This window comes from Brevundimonas faecalis, from assembly GCF_040549405.1.
GTDB classification, from domain to species: domain Bacteria; phylum Pseudomonadota; class Alphaproteobacteria; order Caulobacterales; family Caulobacteraceae; genus Brevundimonas; species Brevundimonas faecalis.
Window position 1 is genome coordinate 231,350 of sequence record NZ_JBEPTF010000004.1, and the last position, 15,171, is coordinate 246,520.

Annotated in this window: 17 protein-coding genes and 1 other RNA gene; 11 read left to right on the forward strand and 7 right to left on the reverse strand. The window is 67.3% G+C overall.

The genetic code is table 11. The features are described 5' to 3' along the window. The first annotated feature begins 10 nt into the window (after nucleotides 1–10). The gene (locus ABIE19_RS14410) at nucleotides 11–661 is read left to right on the forward strand and encodes a MalM family protein (RefSeq protein ID WP_354089909.1); all 651 of its coding nucleotides are present in this window, start codon (nucleotides 11–13) and stop codon (nucleotides 659–661) included. Here the strand turns inward: ABIE19_RS14410 and ABIE19_RS14415 are convergent. Next, the gene (locus ABIE19_RS14415) at nucleotides 658–894 is read right to left on the reverse strand and encodes a hypothetical protein (protein ID WP_354089910.1); all 237 of its coding nucleotides are present in this window, start codon (nucleotides 892–894) and stop codon (nucleotides 658–660) included. The genes ABIE19_RS14410 and ABIE19_RS14415 overlap by 4 nt on opposite strands. Nucleotides 895–1,030: 136 nt before the next feature. On the opposite strand from ABIE19_RS14415, the gene ABIE19_RS14420 reads away from it, so the two are divergent. The 5 genes from ABIE19_RS14420 to ABIE19_RS14440 all read left to right on the forward strand — a co-directional run bounded on the left by ABIE19_RS14420 (nucleotide 1,031) and on the right by ABIE19_RS14440 (nucleotide 7,071). After that, nucleotides 1,031–1,828: a TspO-related membrane protein gene (locus tag ABIE19_RS14420; RefSeq protein ID WP_354089911.1), complete on the forward strand. Its 798-nt coding sequence runs from the start codon at nucleotides 1,031–1,033 to the stop codon at nucleotides 1,826–1,828. Nucleotides 1,829–1,887: 59 nt separating this feature from the next. Further along, nucleotides 1,888–4,098 carry a phosphoribosylformylglycinamidine synthase subunit PurL gene (gene purL / locus ABIE19_RS14425; protein ID WP_354089912.1) on the forward strand — a complete coding sequence of 737 codons (2,211 nt, stop codon included), beginning with the start codon at nucleotides 1,888–1,890 and terminating at the stop codon, nucleotides 4,096–4,098. Continuing rightward, nucleotides 4,098–4,460: an indole-3-glycerol-phosphate synthase gene (locus tag ABIE19_RS14430; protein WP_354089913.1), complete on the forward strand. Its 363-nt coding sequence runs from the start codon at nucleotides 4,098–4,100 to the stop codon at nucleotides 4,458–4,460. The genes purL and ABIE19_RS14430 overlap by 1 nt, the downstream gene beginning before the upstream one ends. 54 nt (nucleotides 4,461–4,514) lie before the next feature. Next, entirely contained in the window at nucleotides 4,515–5,606 is a 1,092-nt protein-coding gene (locus ABIE19_RS14435; RefSeq protein WP_354089914.1) for a glycosyltransferase family 4 protein, read from the forward strand. A gap of 67 nt (nucleotides 5,607–5,673) precedes the next feature. Next, nucleotides 5,674–7,071, forward strand: a complete 1,398-nt coding sequence (locus tag ABIE19_RS14440; protein ID WP_354089915.1) for a cytochrome P450 — start codon at nucleotides 5,674–5,676, stop codon at nucleotides 7,069–7,071. Here the strand turns inward: ABIE19_RS14440 and ABIE19_RS14445 are convergent. The 4 genes from ABIE19_RS14445 to ssrS all read right to left on the reverse strand — a co-directional run bounded on the left by ABIE19_RS14445 (nucleotide 7,050) and on the right by ssrS (nucleotide 9,297). Beyond that, nucleotides 7,050–7,514, reverse strand: coding sequence for a MotA/TolQ/ExbB proton channel family protein (locus ABIE19_RS14445; protein WP_354089916.1), 465 nt, complete (start codon nucleotides 7,512–7,514; stop codon nucleotides 7,050–7,052). The two genes, ABIE19_RS14440 and ABIE19_RS14445, sit on opposite strands and share 22 nt — an antisense overlap. A gap of 106 nt (nucleotides 7,515–7,620) precedes the next feature. Further along, complete coding sequence (locus ABIE19_RS14450; protein ID WP_354089917.1) at nucleotides 7,621–8,442, reverse strand: TIGR00282 family metallophosphoesterase; 822 nt, start codon at nucleotides 8,440–8,442, stop codon at nucleotides 7,621–7,623. Next, entirely contained in the window at nucleotides 8,439–8,984 is a 546-nt protein-coding gene (locus tag ABIE19_RS14455; protein WP_354089918.1) for a 5-formyltetrahydrofolate cyclo-ligase, read from the reverse strand. The genes ABIE19_RS14450 and ABIE19_RS14455 overlap by 4 nt, the downstream gene beginning before the upstream one ends. 152 nt (nucleotides 8,985–9,136) lie before the next feature. Continuing rightward, a non-coding RNA gene (gene ssrS, locus ABIE19_RS14460) (6S RNA) lies at nucleotides 9,137–9,297 on the reverse strand. Between the two features lie 129 nt (nucleotides 9,298–9,426). On the opposite strand from ssrS, the gene ABIE19_RS14465 reads away from it, so the two are divergent. Next, nucleotides 9,427–9,810, forward strand: a complete 384-nt coding sequence (locus ABIE19_RS14465; RefSeq protein ID WP_354089919.1) for a PH domain-containing protein — start codon at nucleotides 9,427–9,429, stop codon at nucleotides 9,808–9,810. A gap of 30 nt (nucleotides 9,811–9,840) precedes the next feature. Here ABIE19_RS14465 and ABIE19_RS14470 read toward each other — a convergent pair whose 3' ends face one another. Next, nucleotides 9,841–10,179 (reverse strand): cell division protein ZapA, encoded by a 339-nt coding sequence (locus ABIE19_RS14470; RefSeq protein ID WP_354089920.1) that lies wholly within the window; start codon nucleotides 10,177–10,179, stop codon nucleotides 9,841–9,843. Continuing rightward, on the reverse strand, nucleotides 10,179–10,436 hold the full coding sequence (locus ABIE19_RS14475) for a hypothetical protein (RefSeq protein ID WP_354089921.1): 258 nt from the start codon (nucleotides 10,434–10,436) through the stop codon (nucleotides 10,179–10,181). Before ABIE19_RS14475 ends, ABIE19_RS14470 begins: the two co-directional genes overlap by 1 nt. A 145-nt stretch (nucleotides 10,437–10,581) precedes the next feature. On the opposite strand from ABIE19_RS14475, the gene tkt reads away from it, so the two are divergent. From tkt to purT, 4 genes are read left to right on the forward strand one after another with little or no spacing between them, the layout of a single operon-like run. Continuing rightward, nucleotides 10,582–12,531, forward strand: coding sequence for a transketolase (gene tkt / locus ABIE19_RS14480; protein WP_354090095.1), 1,950 nt, complete (start codon nucleotides 10,582–10,584; stop codon nucleotides 12,529–12,531). A gap of 5 nt (nucleotides 12,532–12,536) precedes the next feature. After that, nucleotides 12,537–13,379 carry an alpha/beta hydrolase gene (locus ABIE19_RS14485; RefSeq protein ID WP_354089922.1) on the forward strand — a complete coding sequence of 281 codons (843 nt, stop codon included), beginning with the start codon at nucleotides 12,537–12,539 and terminating at the stop codon, nucleotides 13,377–13,379. Then, nucleotides 13,376–13,768, forward strand: a complete 393-nt coding sequence (locus tag ABIE19_RS14490) for a VOC family protein (RefSeq protein ID WP_354089923.1) — start codon at nucleotides 13,376–13,378, stop codon at nucleotides 13,766–13,768. Before ABIE19_RS14485 ends, ABIE19_RS14490 begins: the two co-directional genes overlap by 4 nt. Nucleotides 13,769–13,772: 4 nt before the next feature. Beyond that, nucleotides 13,773–14,966 (forward strand): formate-dependent phosphoribosylglycinamide formyltransferase, encoded by a 1,194-nt coding sequence (gene purT / locus ABIE19_RS14495; protein WP_354089924.1) that lies wholly within the window; start codon nucleotides 13,773–13,775, stop codon nucleotides 14,964–14,966. Nucleotides 14,967–15,171 lie beyond the last annotated feature (205 nt).

The following is a 15,171-nucleotide window of genomic DNA, read 5'->3' on the forward strand; positions in this document are numbered from 1 at the left end:
AGGCTCTCATATGACGCGTGTTCACGCCGTCGGTGTGATCAGCCTGTATGGGGCGATGGTTTCGGCCTGTGCTACCGCCGCCCCGCCTCCACCGGCGATGCTCGCCTATGCCCGCATGGACTGCTCCGCCGCCCCTGATCTCTCGAGCGCCCTCAGCTTGACGCCGGACAAGGAGCGGGCTGTCCATCTGGTGGCTTCGCCTATCGGAACGGATACCCCTTGCCTGACCCGGGCAGGTCGATCCGTCCCCTACGTGGTCTATGCGCTTCCCACCGACTTCGAGGACAAGACGCTGAATGTCGGCTCAACCTTGGAAGCGATGCGCATATTCGCGCCAAACGTCGAAGTTCTTGATGCGCAAGGGCGAGTCACCCGCACATTCGAACGGGAGGAGTATTTCTATCGCGGTCCGGTCTATTCCGTGCAGTTTCGCCCCCGCCAGAATGAATCCTACCTGCTGGTGACCGCGGCGCCTGAACTGGTCGGCCAGGGGTACGACGCCATCCAGATCGGGGTCGCCACCACCGTTGTCCCCGTGGGCATGTACTCCGCGGTCGTGAACACCGGCACCGAAGCCAAGCAACTACGGACCTTCTCCTACGACGGGACTGTCCGTGTCTCGATCAACGACACCGACACTGACGAGAAGCCCAAGACCTAATCGTGACGGTCCAGCACGCTTGCGCTGCGACCTGCATCGCCGACGTCTAGGGCGTTCTCGGCCAGTTCGTCGTCTTCATCTTGCGGACGTTCAAGCGTGCCCTCCGCGCCCGACTCGCCGATAGCGGCCAGTTCGCGGGCGCCGACGCCCAGGCCCTGTTCCAGGGCGCGGTTGGTCTCGACCTCCTCGGTGTCGAGCGCCTCGTCTTCGGGAAGATCGTCGGGATCGGCCATGATCGGTTTCCTGGGTTTGCGTGGGTGCTGAATTCTAAGCGGGACGAGGCCTTCCCGGTTCCGGGCCGGGCGCCGCGTGAACCAAATCGGCGTCCGGCGCGTAGATGACGGTGAAGCTGCGCCGGAGACGTCGTCCATGACCGCCATCGAACGCCCCACCCCCGCCCAGCGGACCCGACGCCTAGCCGTTCTGGCGGCGGCCGTCTTCGCCGTGGCGGTCCCTGTGATCCAGGGTCTGACCGGTTTCGGCCTCAGCCAGGCCGAGTTCGCCGCGGCCGGCGACCAGACCTTGCGGGTCGCGGGCTACGCCTTCTCGATCTGGGGGCTGTTGTATCTGGGCTTGCTGATCTACGCCGGACGTCAGGCCCTGCCTCAGACAGGCGAAAGCGTGCTGATCAACCGCATGGGCTGGCCTTCCGTCGTCGCTTTCTCCGGCATCGGCCTGTGGATCGTCGTCGCGGCCCTCGACCTGAAGGCGGCGAGCGTCGTGGTCATCTTCGCCTCCCTGCTGGCCCTGCTGGTTCCCTTGCTGGCCCTGGGCAAGACGATCCGCACGACAGGGGTCATGGATCGGGATCGCTGGTTCCTGATCTGGCCGCTGTCGGCGCTGGCGGGGTGGCTGACCATCGCCGCGCCGCTGAACCTGATCACGACGGCGACGGCCTTCGACGCCCTGCCCGCCTTCGTCTCGCCGACCGGATGGGCCGTCATCGCGATCGCAGTGGTGTTTCTGATCGCGATCGAAGTCACGCTCTATCTGAGAACCATGACCTATTCCCTGCCGATCGCATGGGGTCTGGTCGGCGCCTTCGTGGCGGAACAGGAGAGGAATCCCCTGCTTGGATTCACCGCCCTGGGCGCTGCCTTCCTGCTGGTGGTGGCGGCGGTCATCCTCGTCTTCGGCCTGAAACGCGGGATCGAGCGGCCGCGCTGAACGCCCCTGCTGAAGGGACGGGCTGACAGGAGGCTCAGACCCGGCTAGAAGCCCCGCCCATGAGCGCTCCGCAAAAGACCATCGCAGAATTGGCCGCTGAATACGGTCTGGCTCCAAACGAGTATGAGGTCCTTCTGGACCGGCTGGGCCGCGAGCCCAACCAGGTCGAGTTGGGCGTGTTTTCGGTCATGTGGTCCGAGCACTGCTCCTACAAATCCTCCAAGAAGCAGTTGATGAAGTTCCCGGTCACGGGACCGCGCGTCATCTGCGGCCCCGGCGAGAACGCCGGCGTGATCGACATCGACGACGGCGACGCCTGCATCTTCAAGATGGAGAGCCACAACCACCCCTCCTATATCGAACCCTATCAGGGCGCGGCGACGGGCGTGGGCGGCATCATGCGCGACGTCTTCACCATGGGCGCCCGCCCGGTGGCCCTGCTGAACGCCCTGCGCTTCGGCGATCCCTCGCATGAGAAGACCAAGCGCCTGGTCTCGGGCGTGGTCGCCGGCATCGGCGGCTACGGCAACTGCGTCGGCGTGCCGACGGTCGCCGGCGAGACCAACTTCCACAAGGGCTACAACGGCAACATCCTGGTCAACGCCATGTGCGTCGGCCTGGCCCGCGCCGATGAGATCTACTACTCCGCCGCGCCGGAAGCGGGCCACGACGTGGTCTATTTCGGCTCCAAGACGGGCCGAGACGGCATCCACGGCGCCACCATGTCCTCGACCGAGTTCGACGACGAGTCGGAGGCCAAGCGCCCCACCGTCCAGGTCGGCGACCCCTTCGCCGAGAAGCTGCTGATCGAGGCCACCCTCGAACTGATGGCCTCGGGCGCGGTCGCCGCCATCCAGGACATGGGCGCGGCCGGTCTGACCTCTTCGTCGGTCGAGATGGCGGGCAAGGGCGGCGTCGGCGTCGAGCTGGACCTCGACAAGGTGCCCCAGCGCGAAACCGGCATGACCGCCTATGAGATGATGCTGTCGGAAAGCCAGGAGCGGATGCTGGCGGTCCTCAAGCCCGGCTTCGAGGATGTCGGCTATCGCATCTTCCAGAAGTGGGGCCTGGACTTCGCCATCATCGGCAAGACCACGAACACCGGCCATCTGGTGCTGAAGCATCACGGCGAGGTGGTCTGCGACGTGCCGCTGGCCCCGCTGTTCGACGACGCGCCCCTGTACGACCGCCCCTGGGTCCAGCCCGAGTTGCAGCCGCGCCTCGACCCGGCCGAGGTTCCGGCCCCGGAAAGCTGGAACGACGCGGTGATCAAGGTCATCGCCTGCCCCGACATGGCGTCCAAGCGCTGGATCTGGGAACAGTACGACCGCCATGTCATGGCCGACACCCTGCAGGACTCGTCGACCGGCGCCGACGCTGGCGTGGTCCGCGTTCACGGCACGGACAAGGGTCTGGCCGTCACCAGCGACTGCACCCCGCGCTATGTCCAGGCCGACCCCTATGAAGGCGGCAAGCAGGCCGTGGCCGAGGCCTGGCGCAACCTGACGGCCGTGGGCTCGCGTCCCATCGCCATCACTGACAACCTGAACTTCGGCAACCCGCAGCGCCCCGAGATCATGGGCCAGATCGTGCGCGCCACCGACGGCATGGCCGAGGCCTGCCGCGAGCTCGACTTCCCCGTCGTGAGCGGCAACGTCAGCCTCTATAACGAGACCAACGGCGTCGCCATTCCACCGACCCCGACGGTCGGCGCGGTCGGCCTGCTGACCAACTATGACGTGGTCACCGGCTTCGGCGGCGTGGTCGAGGGCGATGTCCTGGTCCTGATCGGCCAGACGCACGGCGAGCTGGGCGCCTCCATCTATCTGCGCGAGGTTCTGGGCCGTGAAGACGGCGCCCCGCCGCCGGTGGACCTGAAGCTGGAACGCAAGACCGGAGACTTCGTGCGCGGTCTGATCGAGACCGGCGAGCTGACGGTCGTTCATGACCTGTCGGACGGCGGTCTGGTCGGCGCCGCCGCCGACTTGGCTTTGGCGTCCGACGTCGGCATTGAGCTGAACGCCTCCAGCGCCGCCCACGCCCACGGCTTCCTGTTCGGCGAAGACCAGGCCCGCTATCTGGTCGCCGTCTCGGACGCCCATGCCCTGATCGCCAAGGCGCATGAGGCCGGGCTGCACGCCTCGGTCGTCGGCGCCGCCAAGGGCGCGGACTTCGCCTCCTCAGGTCCGAAGGGCGAACTCTACCGCATCCCCGTCGCCCACCTGCGCGAGATCCACGAAGGCTGGATGCCGAACTGGATCGAAGGCTGATGCGCCTGCGCGCCGTCGCTTTCGTCGTCGCCGGCGCGGCTCTGCTGGCCGCCTGCGACTTCGAGGGCGGCGATCCGGTCCAGCACGCCTTGCGCGACGCAGCGGCCGCACGTCAGGCCGCCGCCCTCAAGACGACGGAAGAAGAGCAGAGCCAGGCCTCTGACCGAGGCGCGGCTGCGGCAGCCACGCCCGAGGGCGACAAATTGTCGCAACTCGTCGCAACACGGCGTCGCGCGGTCGAGGAGACCCGCGCCTTGATGTCCGCCGCCTCTGATCCTGCTCTGAAAAGTCAGCTGAGCAATGATCTGAAGGCGGAGGAAGAACGCTTGCGCGCGCTCGAAGCGCGTATTGCGGCGCGATAGACTCGTCTGATCCCCCTCGCTATGGGGGCGAAAGGCCGTGTTGGGAAAGCCGAGATGAAGACCGCCATCGTCATGCCGCCCGGCAGCTGCTTCTGCGAGGTGCGGCCGAACTCCATGGAAACCGTGGTGCGCACCTTGGCGGGAGCCTGCGCGCACGAGGGCGAAGTGAAGGTCTTCTGCTGCGAAGGCGCAGAGGTCTACGGCGACTTCACGGTCGAGATCCTGCCCCGGGGTCGCAGCGCCAGGCTGAAAGCCCTGCGGCACGCCCTGGGGGCCTATGAACCCGACCTGATCGAATTCCACCAGCAGACGAGCCAGGCCACCAAGATCGCAGGCTCGATCCCCGGCGCCGTCAGCATCCTGTATCGCCACAATGCGCTGAAAACCTCGAACAATCCGATCAATCGGTGGCGCTACAAGTCTCGCTATCAGAAGCTGGACGGTCTGGTCTTCGTCAGCGAATCCGAACGCCGCATCTTCCTGCAGGACTTCCCCGAACTGGCGGATCGGGCCTACGCCATTCCCAATCCGATCGACGCCGAACTGTGGCGCGGCGACGTCGAGGATCGCGACAAGGTCATCGCCTTCGCCGGGCGCGCCATGCAGGAAAAGGGCGTCGACCTGATCTGCGCCGCCCTTCCCGACATCCTGGACCGCCATCCCGACTGGCGCGCCGTCCTGATGCTGAACGACTGGGAGATGCACGGCGGTTGGGCCCAGCCCCATGTCGCGCCGCTGGAACGATACGGAGAGCGCGTGCAGGTTCTGCGTTCCGCTTCGCTGGGCGATGTCCGCAACGTGATGAAGCGCGCCGCCATCGCCCTGACGCCCTCGACCTGGAGCGAGCCGCTGGGCCTGACCGCGCTGGAAGCTCACGCCGCGGGCGCCGCGCTGATCTCGTCCGGGCGCGGCGGCCTGCGTGAAGCCAGCGGCCCGCACGCCCTCTATGTCGACGAATTGACGGCGGACAATCTCGGCGCCGCGATGGAAAGCCTGGTCGTCGATCCGGCCCGACGCCTGGCCATGGCGCGCGCGGCCCAGGCCTTCGTGATCGAGACCCATTCTCCCGCCGCCCGCGCCGCGGAACTGAACGCCCTGCGTTGCAGCCTGCTGGGCGCCAGGCGCACCAGGCGAATGGCGGCCTGATCGTCGCAGGCCCTTTATTTTGACATCATAGTCAATAACTATGGGCGAACCTGAGAAGGAGCGCTCCATGACCGCCGCCGCCTCGACCTTCCGCCCTTGGACGCCGCCGCGCCGAACGGAAAAAATGAGCCTGCCCCTGTTCCTGTGGCAGAGCTGGCGCGATCCTCTGCAGATCTGGGGCGAGGCCCACTTCCGCGAACTCTATGTCGACGGCGCATCCCCGCTAGGCCGGACCCTGGTGGTCAGCGACCCGGCGGGCGTCCGTCATGTCCTGACCGACAACGCGGCCAACTATGTGAAGGGCGACCTGCAGAGACGGGTCCTGGGTCCCATGCTGGCCGACGGCCTTCTGTTGACCGAGGGCGACCAGTGGCGGCGCGCCCGACGCATCATGGCGCCTCTGTTCACCCCCGCCCACACGGTGCGGACGGTCGAGGCCATGGACAGGGTCTGCCGCCGTCGTGTGGACGGCTGGGGCCTGCCTCACCACAGCGCCCGCGTCCTGAACATCGACAGCGAGATGAGCGGCCTGACCTTCGACATCCTGTCGGCGACCCTGTTCTCGGATGATCTGGACGGCGACGCGGCGGGTTTCGAGAAGGCCCTGAACCATTTTCTGGCGGTCGGGGCGCGGATCAGCCCCCTCGACGCGCTGAAGGCGCCCGACTGGATTCCTCGCCTCGGCCGGGTGGCGGCCGGCGGGGACGCTCGCTTCTTTAAGGAAAGAGTCGACGCCCTGGTGGCGCGCCGGCGTGTCCGCCTGGAGCAGGGAGAGGCGCCCGACGACCTGCTGACAGCCCTGCTCAGCGCCCGCGACGAGGAAGGCGACGGCTCCGGCCTGTCGGACCACGAGGTCGCCTCCAACATCCTGACCTTCATCCTGGCCGGGCACGAGACGACCGCCCGCACCCTGGGCTGGACCCTGCACCTCATCAGCCGCGACCGCAGGATCGCGGACATCCTGAAGGCCGAGGCCGACGCCTGGGACCGCGACGCCGCTTCGCTTCGCGACCTGATCTGGCATCGAGCCGTGATCGAGGAGGCCATGCGCCTGTTCCCGCCCGCCCCGGCCATGATCCGGCAGGCCGTGGCGGACGACGAGATCGGCGGACATGAGGTCAAGGCGGGCCAGAGCATCCTGATCGCGCCCTGGGTCATCCATCGTCACGAAAAGCTGTGGGACGAACCCGACGCCTTCCGCCCCGAGCGCTTCCTGCCTGAAAACCGCAAGACCATCGACCGCTACGCCTGGCTGCCCTTCAGCGGCGGTCCCCGCATCTGCATCGGAGCGGCCTTCGCCATGCAGGAGGCCGTGATCGCCCTGGCTGAAATCCTGAAGGCGGCGGATGTGGAGGCCGTGACCCCGGTCGAACCCCGCCCTATCCACCAGGTCACCCTGCGCAGCAGCCGCCCCATGAGGTTGCGGTTGCGGGCGAGAACGGATCAGCCCGGCGGATCGGCCTGAGGCGGATCAATCGACTGTATCCGGACGTGGAAAGCGCCGCACGTCGCGAAAAAACTGACCAGCAGGCCACAGATGATCGCCAGCAAGGCTTCCGCCAAGGATGGAGCCATGACGGCCATAGGGGTCGTCGTCCCGCTGGTCGTCATGGCTATCATCAGATTCAAAACGAGATAGGCCGTCGCTAAAAGGCCGATCACGGGCGCCGCCCACTGCACGAATAGGAAGATCGGCAGATTTTCCTTAGAATGCTTCTGCTTCAGGCAAGCACGGACGGACACAGCCAAGCAAGCTGCCCCCATCAGGGCCAGCAAGAAGAACATCATCTTGGTAAAGGCGTAGGCCTCCAAAAAGATGGACCCGACACCATACTCGGGCATCGCCGCCGCGGCCGGCTCCGCAGCCAGGAGAAGAAAGAGCAGGCTGTATCCGACGCGTGACATCATCGCTCCCGTCATTGATGATCATGCTCTCGGTTACATTAGCCGTTTATCTCGTCAAGCGCCGTTCCTTGGCCTCATTTAAAGCTCCGCCAGCAATCGCCGACAGGTTTCAGACCTGCGGCACCGCCTGGCTGAGACGGCCGCCGACGCGGATCGGCTCGACCCGCTTGGCCAGGCCGGTGCGGTCGTCCGTCTCGACGAAGACGCCGCAGATGGTGGCCGGGCCGCTGGCGGGGGTGTAGCGCCCGCCGGAAAGCCGCGTGGTGAAGCGACGCAGCGGCTCTTCCTTGTCGTTGCCGATCACGGAGTCGTAGTCGCAGCAGCCGCCGGCGTCGGTCTGATAGGCCGTGCCATGGGGCAGGATTTGCGCGTCGGCGGTCGGGACGTGGGTGTGGGTGCCGACCACCAGACTGGCGCGGCCGTCGCAGAAGTGGCCCATGCCCATCTTCTCGCTGGTCGCCTCCGCGTGCATGTCGACGATGACGGCGTCGGCGACCACGCCCAGGGGCGCAGCCTCCAGTTCGCGCTCCACGGCGCTGAAGGGATCGTCCATCGGGTCCATGTGGACACGGCCCAGTACGTTGATCACCAGGACCCGGCGGCCGTCGGCGGTGACGAAGACGTCGGCGCCTCGGCCCGGCGCGTCCATCAGGCGCGGATAGTTGGCCGGACGGATCAGGCGCGGCTCGCGCACGATATAGGTCAGGGCCTCGCGCTGGTCCCAGCTGTGGTTGCCCAGGGTCAGGACGTCAGCGCCGGCGGCGAAGATCTCATTGGCCGTGTTCTCGGTGATGCCGAAACCGCCCGCCGCGTTCTCTGCGTTGACCACCACGAAGTCGAGCCTGAGGTCGCGCCTCAGCCCCGGAAGATGATCCGAAAGTCCATCCCGGCCGGACTTGCCGACCACGTCGCCGAAAAACGCCAATCTCATGGGAAGGCTCTATAGCCGGTCTCGGTCAAAACGCCATGCAGGCGCATGTCGTGCGGCTCCAGCGCCAGCCGTTCGACCTCCTGTCCCGCATAGGCGAAACCGATGCGCAGAGCGCCCGGCATGACGGCGAAGGTCCGGTCGTAGTAGCCGCCGCCCTGCCCCAACCGCCCGCCGTGGGCGTCGAAGGCCAGCAAGGGCGTCAGGATCAGGTCCGGCGCGACGACCTCGCTCAGCGGCAGAGGCGCGGGGCATCCCGCCGCGTCCAGCTCCAGCGGCTCGCCCGGCGCCCAGGCGCGGAAGATCATGGCCGCGTCGCGCTCGATCACCACCGGCAGGCACAGGCGACGGCCCGCCTGATGCAGGGCCACGGCCAGGGCGTCCGTGTCGAGCTCCGATCCCATGGCGCGATAGAGGGCCACGGTTTCGCCGGACGGCAGGGCCTCGGCGTGACCCGCTGCGCGCTCGGCCGCCTCGTTGTCGACCTCGGCCAGCCGCTTGCGCAGGGCGCGCATGGAGGCGCGGAGTTCGTGTTTGGAGGTCATCACGGGCTCTCTACCGCCATTCTCGTCGCTAGATGAATGCACGAAGCACCACACTCAAGCAGCAAGCCGCCGCGCGGCGAGCAATAGCGCACAACCGCGCTCAAGCCGCGAGGCCCCGCGGGCCGAGCGATAGCGCAAAAAAGAATGAGGGTGGCGGCGCCGCGAGAACCGTGAAGAGCGTTTAAATCCTCTCGACCTGGGTAGCCAGGTGGGCTCCGTATGCCCAAGCCCTCGAGCCCGGACAGGGACAGATCCCGTAGAGTGAATTAAGGTCAGAAGGATATGTTGTCTTCGACGTGAGCCGCAGCAGGACCCGCCGTCGGACAAGATAGGCGGTCCGAGGCGTTTCAACAATGGCCCGCGCACGTCGCTTTCGCGATTGCAACCATGGTCCCGATTGCGAACTATCTCCCGACATCAATGCGCATGGAGATCGCGCCGAATGAGCCTGCTGAACGCCCTGATGGGCAACGCCAACGCCGTGGACGCCCAGAGCGTCGCCGCCGAACTGACCCACATCCTCATCCCCGGCGAAAAGGTGGAGCACGCCTACAAGCTGGTGCGCGACCTGATCGTCTTCACGGACAAGCGGCTCCTGCTGGTCGACAAGCAGGGCGTGACCGGAAAGAAGGTGGAGTTCCACTCCATCCCCTATTCCAAGATCAGCCACTTCAGCGTCGAGACGGCCGGAACCCTGGACATGGATTCGGAAATGAAGGTCGCGGTGTCCGGCGGTCACGTCTTCCAGAAGACCTTCGGGCGGGGCGTCGACATCGCCGACGTCCAGCGCGTCCTGGCCAATTATGTGCTGAAGCACGCGGACTGATCGCCCTCGGCCCCGCTGAGGGCCGAGAGGTCAGAGTCCCTGACAGATCTTCTCGATCCGGGCGGCGACGGCGTTGAGGGCTTCGGCCACGCCGTCGCCGGACGGGGGCGGCGGAGCCTTCTGCGGACCATCCTGATCCACGGGGCCCCGTCCCTCTTCCAGGCGTTGACGGGTGTCATGCAGTTCGTCGGCCAGCATAAGCGCGGCCATCAGGAAGAGGCGCAGTTCCCCGACCTGGCCCACGTCGGACGCGACTTGGCGCACATGGCCGTCGAACTGCTGGCCCAGCAGGCGGACCCGCTTCTCCTGGCCGTCGGCGCATCCGACGGCGTAGCTACGGCCGTTGATTTCAAGGTTCACGGTCGCCATCAGCGCGCCTCCTGCTCGGCCAGGACGTCGCGCACGGCCTCGGCGGCGCGACCTAGAGCCTCGGCAGCCTCGCGACCCGCGGCCTCCAGTTCGGCGATGCGCACCAGGTCGCCCGCGTTCGACGGACGGGGCGCGAACAGGTCGTCGTCCGCGACGGGCGGAGCGGACGCCGGGCGCGCCTTCAGCTCCAGCACCTTGCGTTCCAGCAGGGCCAGGGCCTTGTCGATGCGTGTCTTTGCGGCCGTCACAGCGTCCATTGCGGTCCTTTCCATGAGATTCCGTATAGAACCCCTGAGCGCGCCGGGGTAAAGCGGCGCCGCGCCGCATTATTCTGTTTCCCGACATAAAGGCCTTGCCGTGACCGACGCTCAAGCCGCTTTCGCCAAACCCTCCCCGCGACAGATGGCCGACGCCATCCGCGTCCTGGCCATGGACGGGGTCGAGAAGGCCAAGAGCGGTCACCCCGGCATGCCGATGGGCATGGCCGACGTCGCCACCGTCCTCTATTCGAAATTCCTGAAGTTCGACGCTGGCCGTCCCGACTGGGCCGACCGCGACCGCTTCATCCTGTCGGCCGGTCACGGCTCGATGCTGATCTACGCCCTGCTGCACCTGACCGGCTACAAGGACGCGACCCGCGAACAGCTGGAAAACTTCCGCCAGTGGGGCTTCAAGACCGCCGGCCACCCGGAATACGGTCACATGGCCGGGATCGAGACCACCACGGGTCCGCTGGGTCAGGGCCTGGCCACCTCGGTCGGCTTCGCCATCGCGGAACGGCATCTGGCCGCACGCTTCGGCAAGGATCTGGTGGATCACCGCACCTGGGTCGTCGCCGGCGACGGCTGCCTGATGGAAGGCGTGTCGCAGGAGGCCATTGCGCTTGCCGGCCGTCTGAAGCTGAACAAGCTGTGCGTCCTGTGGGACGACAATGAGATCACCATCGACGGCAAGGTGTCCCTGTCGGACGCTACCGACCAACTGGCGCGCTTCAAGGCCTCGGGCTGGGCGGTCAAGGCCGTCGACGGCCACGACCACAAGCAGATCCAGAAGGTCCTGGCCTGGGCGACCAAGCAGGACAAGCCGACGCTGATCGCCTGCAAGACCAAGATCGGCAAGGGCGCCGCCACCATGGAAGGCAGCCACAAGACCCACGGCGCGGCCCTGGGCGCGACCGAGATCGCCGCCACGCGCCAGGCGCTGAACTGGCCCTTCGCCCCCTTCGAACTGCCGGAAGGGATCAAGACCGCCTGGGCCAAGGTCGGCAAGCAGGGCGGCAAGGCCCGCAAGGCCTGGGAAGGCCGTCTGCTGAACCACGCCCAACGCGACGACTTCACCCGCGCCATGGCCGGCGACCTGCCCAACGGCGCCTTCGAAGCCCTGGACGCCAAGCTGAAGGAACTGGTCTCGACCCAGCCTGCCCTGGCCACGCGCCAGTCCTCGGGCGAGGCCCTGGAGACGGTGTTCAACGCCATCCCCGAACTGGTCGGCGGCTCGGCCGACCTGACCGGCTCGAACAACACCTTCGTCAAGGACACGCAGATCCTGGACGCGCCGAGCTACGCCGGTCGCTACCTGAACTACGGCATTCGCGAGTTCGGCATGGCCGCGGCGATGAACGGCCTGGCTCTGCACGGCGGGGTCATCCCCTACGGCGGCACCTTCATGGCGTTCGCGGACTACAGCCGTCCGGCCATCCGCCTCGGCGCCCTGATGGGCGTGCGCGCGGTCCACGTCCTGACCCATGACTCCATCGGTCTGGGCGAAGACGGTCCGACCCACCAGCCGGTCGAGCATCTGGCCGCCCTGCGCGCCATTCCCAACCTGCTGACCATGCGTCCGGCCGACACGGTCGAGGCGCTGGAGTGCTGGCAGGTCGCCCTGCAGCACAAGACCACGCCGACCGCCCTGTGCCTGTCGCGCCAGAAGACCCCGGCCGTCCGCCTGACAGACGCGGGCGAAAATCTCTCCAGGAAGGGTGCCTATGAGCTGAAGGCCGCTGACGGTGTGGCCAAGGTCACCCTGTTCGGCACCGGCACCGAGGTCGCCCTGGCCCTGCAGGCCGCCGAGACGCTGGAGGCCGAAGGCGTGCCGACCCGCGTCGTCTCGGTCCCCTGCTTCGCCCTGTTCGAGCAGCAGCCCAAGGCCTATCAGGACGCCGTCATCGGCCGCGGCACCGTCCGTGTCGCCGTCGAAGCCGCGATCAAGCAGGGCTGGGAACGCTTCATCGGCGAGGACGGCGGCTTCGTCGGCATGACCGGCTTCGGCGCCTCGGCCCCGGCCGAAGTCCTCTACCGCGAGTTCGGCATCACCGCCGAGGCCGTGGTCGAAGCCGCCAAGGCCCGGCTGTAAGCTCCATGCGCCGCCTCACCCTCGCCCTGAGCCTCGGCTTGTCGATGGCGGGCGGCGCGCCTGCCTTCGCCGAGACAACCGCCCCCATGGCGGTCGAGACACCCATCGTCATCGGCCAGTCCTACGCCCTGCCCTCCGCCGTCATGAACCAGACGCGCGAAATCAACGTCTGGCTGCCGCCCGGCTATGCCCAAAGCAGCCAGACCTATCCGGTCCTCTATGTGCTGGACGGCGGGCAGGATCAGGACTTCCACCACATCTCTGGCATCGCCCAGTTGGGGACCATCGTCGGAACGACGCGCGACGTCATCGTCGTGGGCATCGCCTCGATGGACCGCCGCAACGAGCTGGCCCTGCCCACCGACAATCCCGAACTGATCGCCCGCTATCCGACGCAAGGGCAATCCGACCGCTTCCGCCGTTTCGTCGGCGAAGAGGTCATGCCCTTCATCGAAGTCCGCTATCGCACCAGCGGCGAGACGGCCCTGATGGGCGAGTCCCTGGCGGGCCTGTTCGTGGTCGAGACCTTCCTGAAGGAACCGCAGATGTTCGACGCCTATGTCGCCGTCAGCCCCAGCCTGTGGTGGGACGGCGGCAAGCTGGCGCGGCAGTCCGGCGCCCATCTGCGCGACCACTCCAACGATCCGCGCACCCTGATCCTGACGCTCGGCGACGAGGGCGAGATGATGCAGGCGCCGATGGACGTCCTGATCGCCAACCTGCGCGACCACGCCCTGCCCGGCGTCAAATGGGACTTCACCACTCGCCCCACCGAGAGCCACGCCACCATCTATCACGGCGCAGCCCTGGACGCCTTCCGCCGCCTCTATGCGGTTCCGGCGTCATGAGCCGGCTCGGCGCCGTCAGCCTGCTGGTCCGCGACTATGACGAGGCTGTCGCCTTCTATGTCGGCAAGTTGGGTTTCGACCTCAGCGATGACGCCGACATGGGCGGCGGCAAGCGCTGGGTTCGCGTGACGCCGAAAGGCGGCCAGACCTCCCTGCTGCTGGCCCGCGCCGCGACGCCGGAACAGATCGCCCGGATCGGCGATCAGGCGGGCGGCCGGGTCTGGCTCTTCCTGGAGACCGACGACTTCGACCGGGACCACGCCGCCTGGCTGAAGGCCGGCGTCGTCTTCCGCGAAACGCCCCGTCACGAACCCTATGGCAAGGTGGCGGTCTTCGAAGACCTCTACGGCAACGCCTGGGACCTGATCGAACCCGCCAACGGAGCCTGACGCCATGAAGATCGGCACGCCGCTTACCGACCACGCCACGCGCGTCATGCTGCTCGGCTCGGGCGAGCTGGGCAAGGAGGTGGCCATCGAGCTGCAGCGCCTGGGCGCCGAGGTGATCGCGGTCGACCGCTATGCCAACGCCCCGGCCATGCAGGTGGCGCACCGCAGCCACGTCATCCCCATGACCGACCCTCAGGTGCTGAACGGCGTCATCATGGCCGAGGCCCCGCACATCATCGTGCCGGAGATCGAGGCCATCGCCACCGACGTCCTGGCGGCGATCGAGGCGGCGGGTATGGCTCGCGTCATCCCCACCGCTCGCGCCACCCAGCTGACCATGAACCGCGAGGGCATCCGCCGTCTGGCCGCCGAGGAGCTGGGTCTGCCGACCAGCCCCTACGCCTTCGCCGGCTCGGCCGAGGAACTGGCGGCGGGCGCCGAGGCCGTCGGCTTCCCCTGCTTCGTCAAGCCGGTCATGTCGTCGTCGGGCAAGGGCCAGTCCTATGTCGAACGCGCCGATCAGGTCGCCGACGCCTGGGCCTATGCGGAAGGCTCGGGCCGGGTCGCGGGCGGCCGGGTCATCGTCGAGGGCCGGATCGACTTCGACTATGAGATCACCCTGCTGACCGTGCGGTCGCTGCGCGACGGCACGGTGCGGACCGACTTCTGCGCGCCCATCGGCCATCGCCAAGCCAAGGGCGACTATGTCGAAAGCTGGCAGCCCCAGGCCATGAGCGAGGCCGCCCTGACGGCGGCGCAGGAGATCGCGGCCAAGGTCACGGACGCCCTGGACGGTCTCGGCGTCTTCGGCGTCGAGCTGTTCGTGAAGGGCGACGAGGTCTGGTTCTCGGAGGTTTCGCCGCGTCCGCACGACACCGGCCTGGTGACCCTGGCGACCCAGGTCATGAGCGAGTTCGCCCTGCACGCCCGCGCCATCTTGGGCCTGCCGGTGGACGTGACCCAGCGCGAGCCCGGCGCCAGCGCCGTCGTCTACGGCGGTCTGGAGGCCGAGGGCGTGGTCTATGAGGGCGTGGCCGAGGCCCTGTCGGTCCCGACCGCCGACCTGCGCCTGTTCGGCAAGCCCGAAGCCTTCGAGCGCCGCCGTATGGGCGTGGCCCTGGCGCGAGGAGCGGATACGGATCAGGCGCGTGAGCGCGCGACCGTGGCGGCGGGCAAGGTGCGGGTGGTCGGACCTTAACCCTTCTCCCCTTGTGGGAGAAGGTGGCTCGCGAGAGCGAGACGGATGAGGGGTGTCGGCGGCGTCACTTGAAATTCTGACCTCGCCGCCCCGCTGCCCCTTCACAAACGTCGCGCTGACACCCCTCATCCGAGCGCCTGCAGCGTCCACCTTCTCCCTCAAGGGGAGAAGGATCCATGCCGCCCTTCGACTTTTGTCGATTGGC

Excerpts from the sequence above, each read along its gene's own strand:
- ABIE19_RS14410 (WP_354089909.1), top strand. The coding sequence starts at position 11 with ATGACGCGTGTTCACGCCGTCGGTGTGATCAGCCTGTATGGGGCGATG.
- ABIE19_RS14415 (WP_354089910.1), bottom strand. The coding sequence starts at position 894 with ATGGCCGATCCCGACGATCTTCCCGAAGACGAGGCGCTCGACACCGAG.
- ABIE19_RS14420 (WP_354089911.1), top strand. The coding sequence starts at position 1,031 with ATGACCGCCATCGAACGCCCCACCCCCGCCCAGCGGACCCGACGCCTA.
- purL (WP_354089912.1), top strand. The coding sequence starts at position 1,888 with ATGAGCGCTCCGCAAAAGACCATCGCAGAATTGGCCGCTGAATACGGT.
- ABIE19_RS14430 (WP_354089913.1), top strand. The coding sequence starts at position 4,098 with ATGCGCCTGCGCGCCGTCGCTTTCGTCGTCGCCGGCGCGGCTCTGCTG.
- ABIE19_RS14435 (WP_354089914.1), top strand. The coding sequence starts at position 4,515 with ATGAAGACCGCCATCGTCATGCCGCCCGGCAGCTGCTTCTGCGAGGTG.
- ABIE19_RS14440 (WP_354089915.1), top strand. The coding sequence starts at position 5,674 with ATGACCGCCGCCGCCTCGACCTTCCGCCCTTGGACGCCGCCGCGCCGA.
- ABIE19_RS14445 (WP_354089916.1), bottom strand. The coding sequence starts at position 7,514 with ATGATGTCACGCGTCGGATACAGCCTGCTCTTTCTTCTCCTGGCTGCG.
- ABIE19_RS14450 (WP_354089917.1), bottom strand. The coding sequence starts at position 8,442 with ATGAGATTGGCGTTTTTCGGCGACGTGGTCGGCAAGTCCGGCCGGGAT.
- ABIE19_RS14455 (WP_354089918.1), bottom strand. The coding sequence starts at position 8,984 with ATGACCTCCAAACACGAACTCCGCGCCTCCATGCGCGCCCTGCGCAAG.
- ABIE19_RS14465 (WP_354089919.1), top strand. The coding sequence starts at position 9,427 with ATGAGCCTGCTGAACGCCCTGATGGGCAACGCCAACGCCGTGGACGCC.
- ABIE19_RS14470 (WP_354089920.1), bottom strand. The coding sequence starts at position 10,179 with ATGGCGACCGTGAACCTTGAAATCAACGGCCGTAGCTACGCCGTCGGA.
- ABIE19_RS14475 (WP_354089921.1), bottom strand. The coding sequence starts at position 10,436 with ATGGACGCTGTGACGGCCGCAAAGACACGCATCGACAAGGCCCTGGCC.
- tkt (WP_354090095.1), top strand. The coding sequence starts at position 10,582 with ATGGCCGACGCCATCCGCGTCCTGGCCATGGACGGGGTCGAGAAGGCC.
- ABIE19_RS14485 (WP_354089922.1), top strand. The coding sequence starts at position 12,537 with ATGCGCCGCCTCACCCTCGCCCTGAGCCTCGGCTTGTCGATGGCGGGC.
- ABIE19_RS14490 (WP_354089923.1), top strand. The coding sequence starts at position 13,376 with ATGAGCCGGCTCGGCGCCGTCAGCCTGCTGGTCCGCGACTATGACGAG.
- purT (WP_354089924.1), top strand. The coding sequence starts at position 13,773 with ATGAAGATCGGCACGCCGCTTACCGACCACGCCACGCGCGTCATGCTG.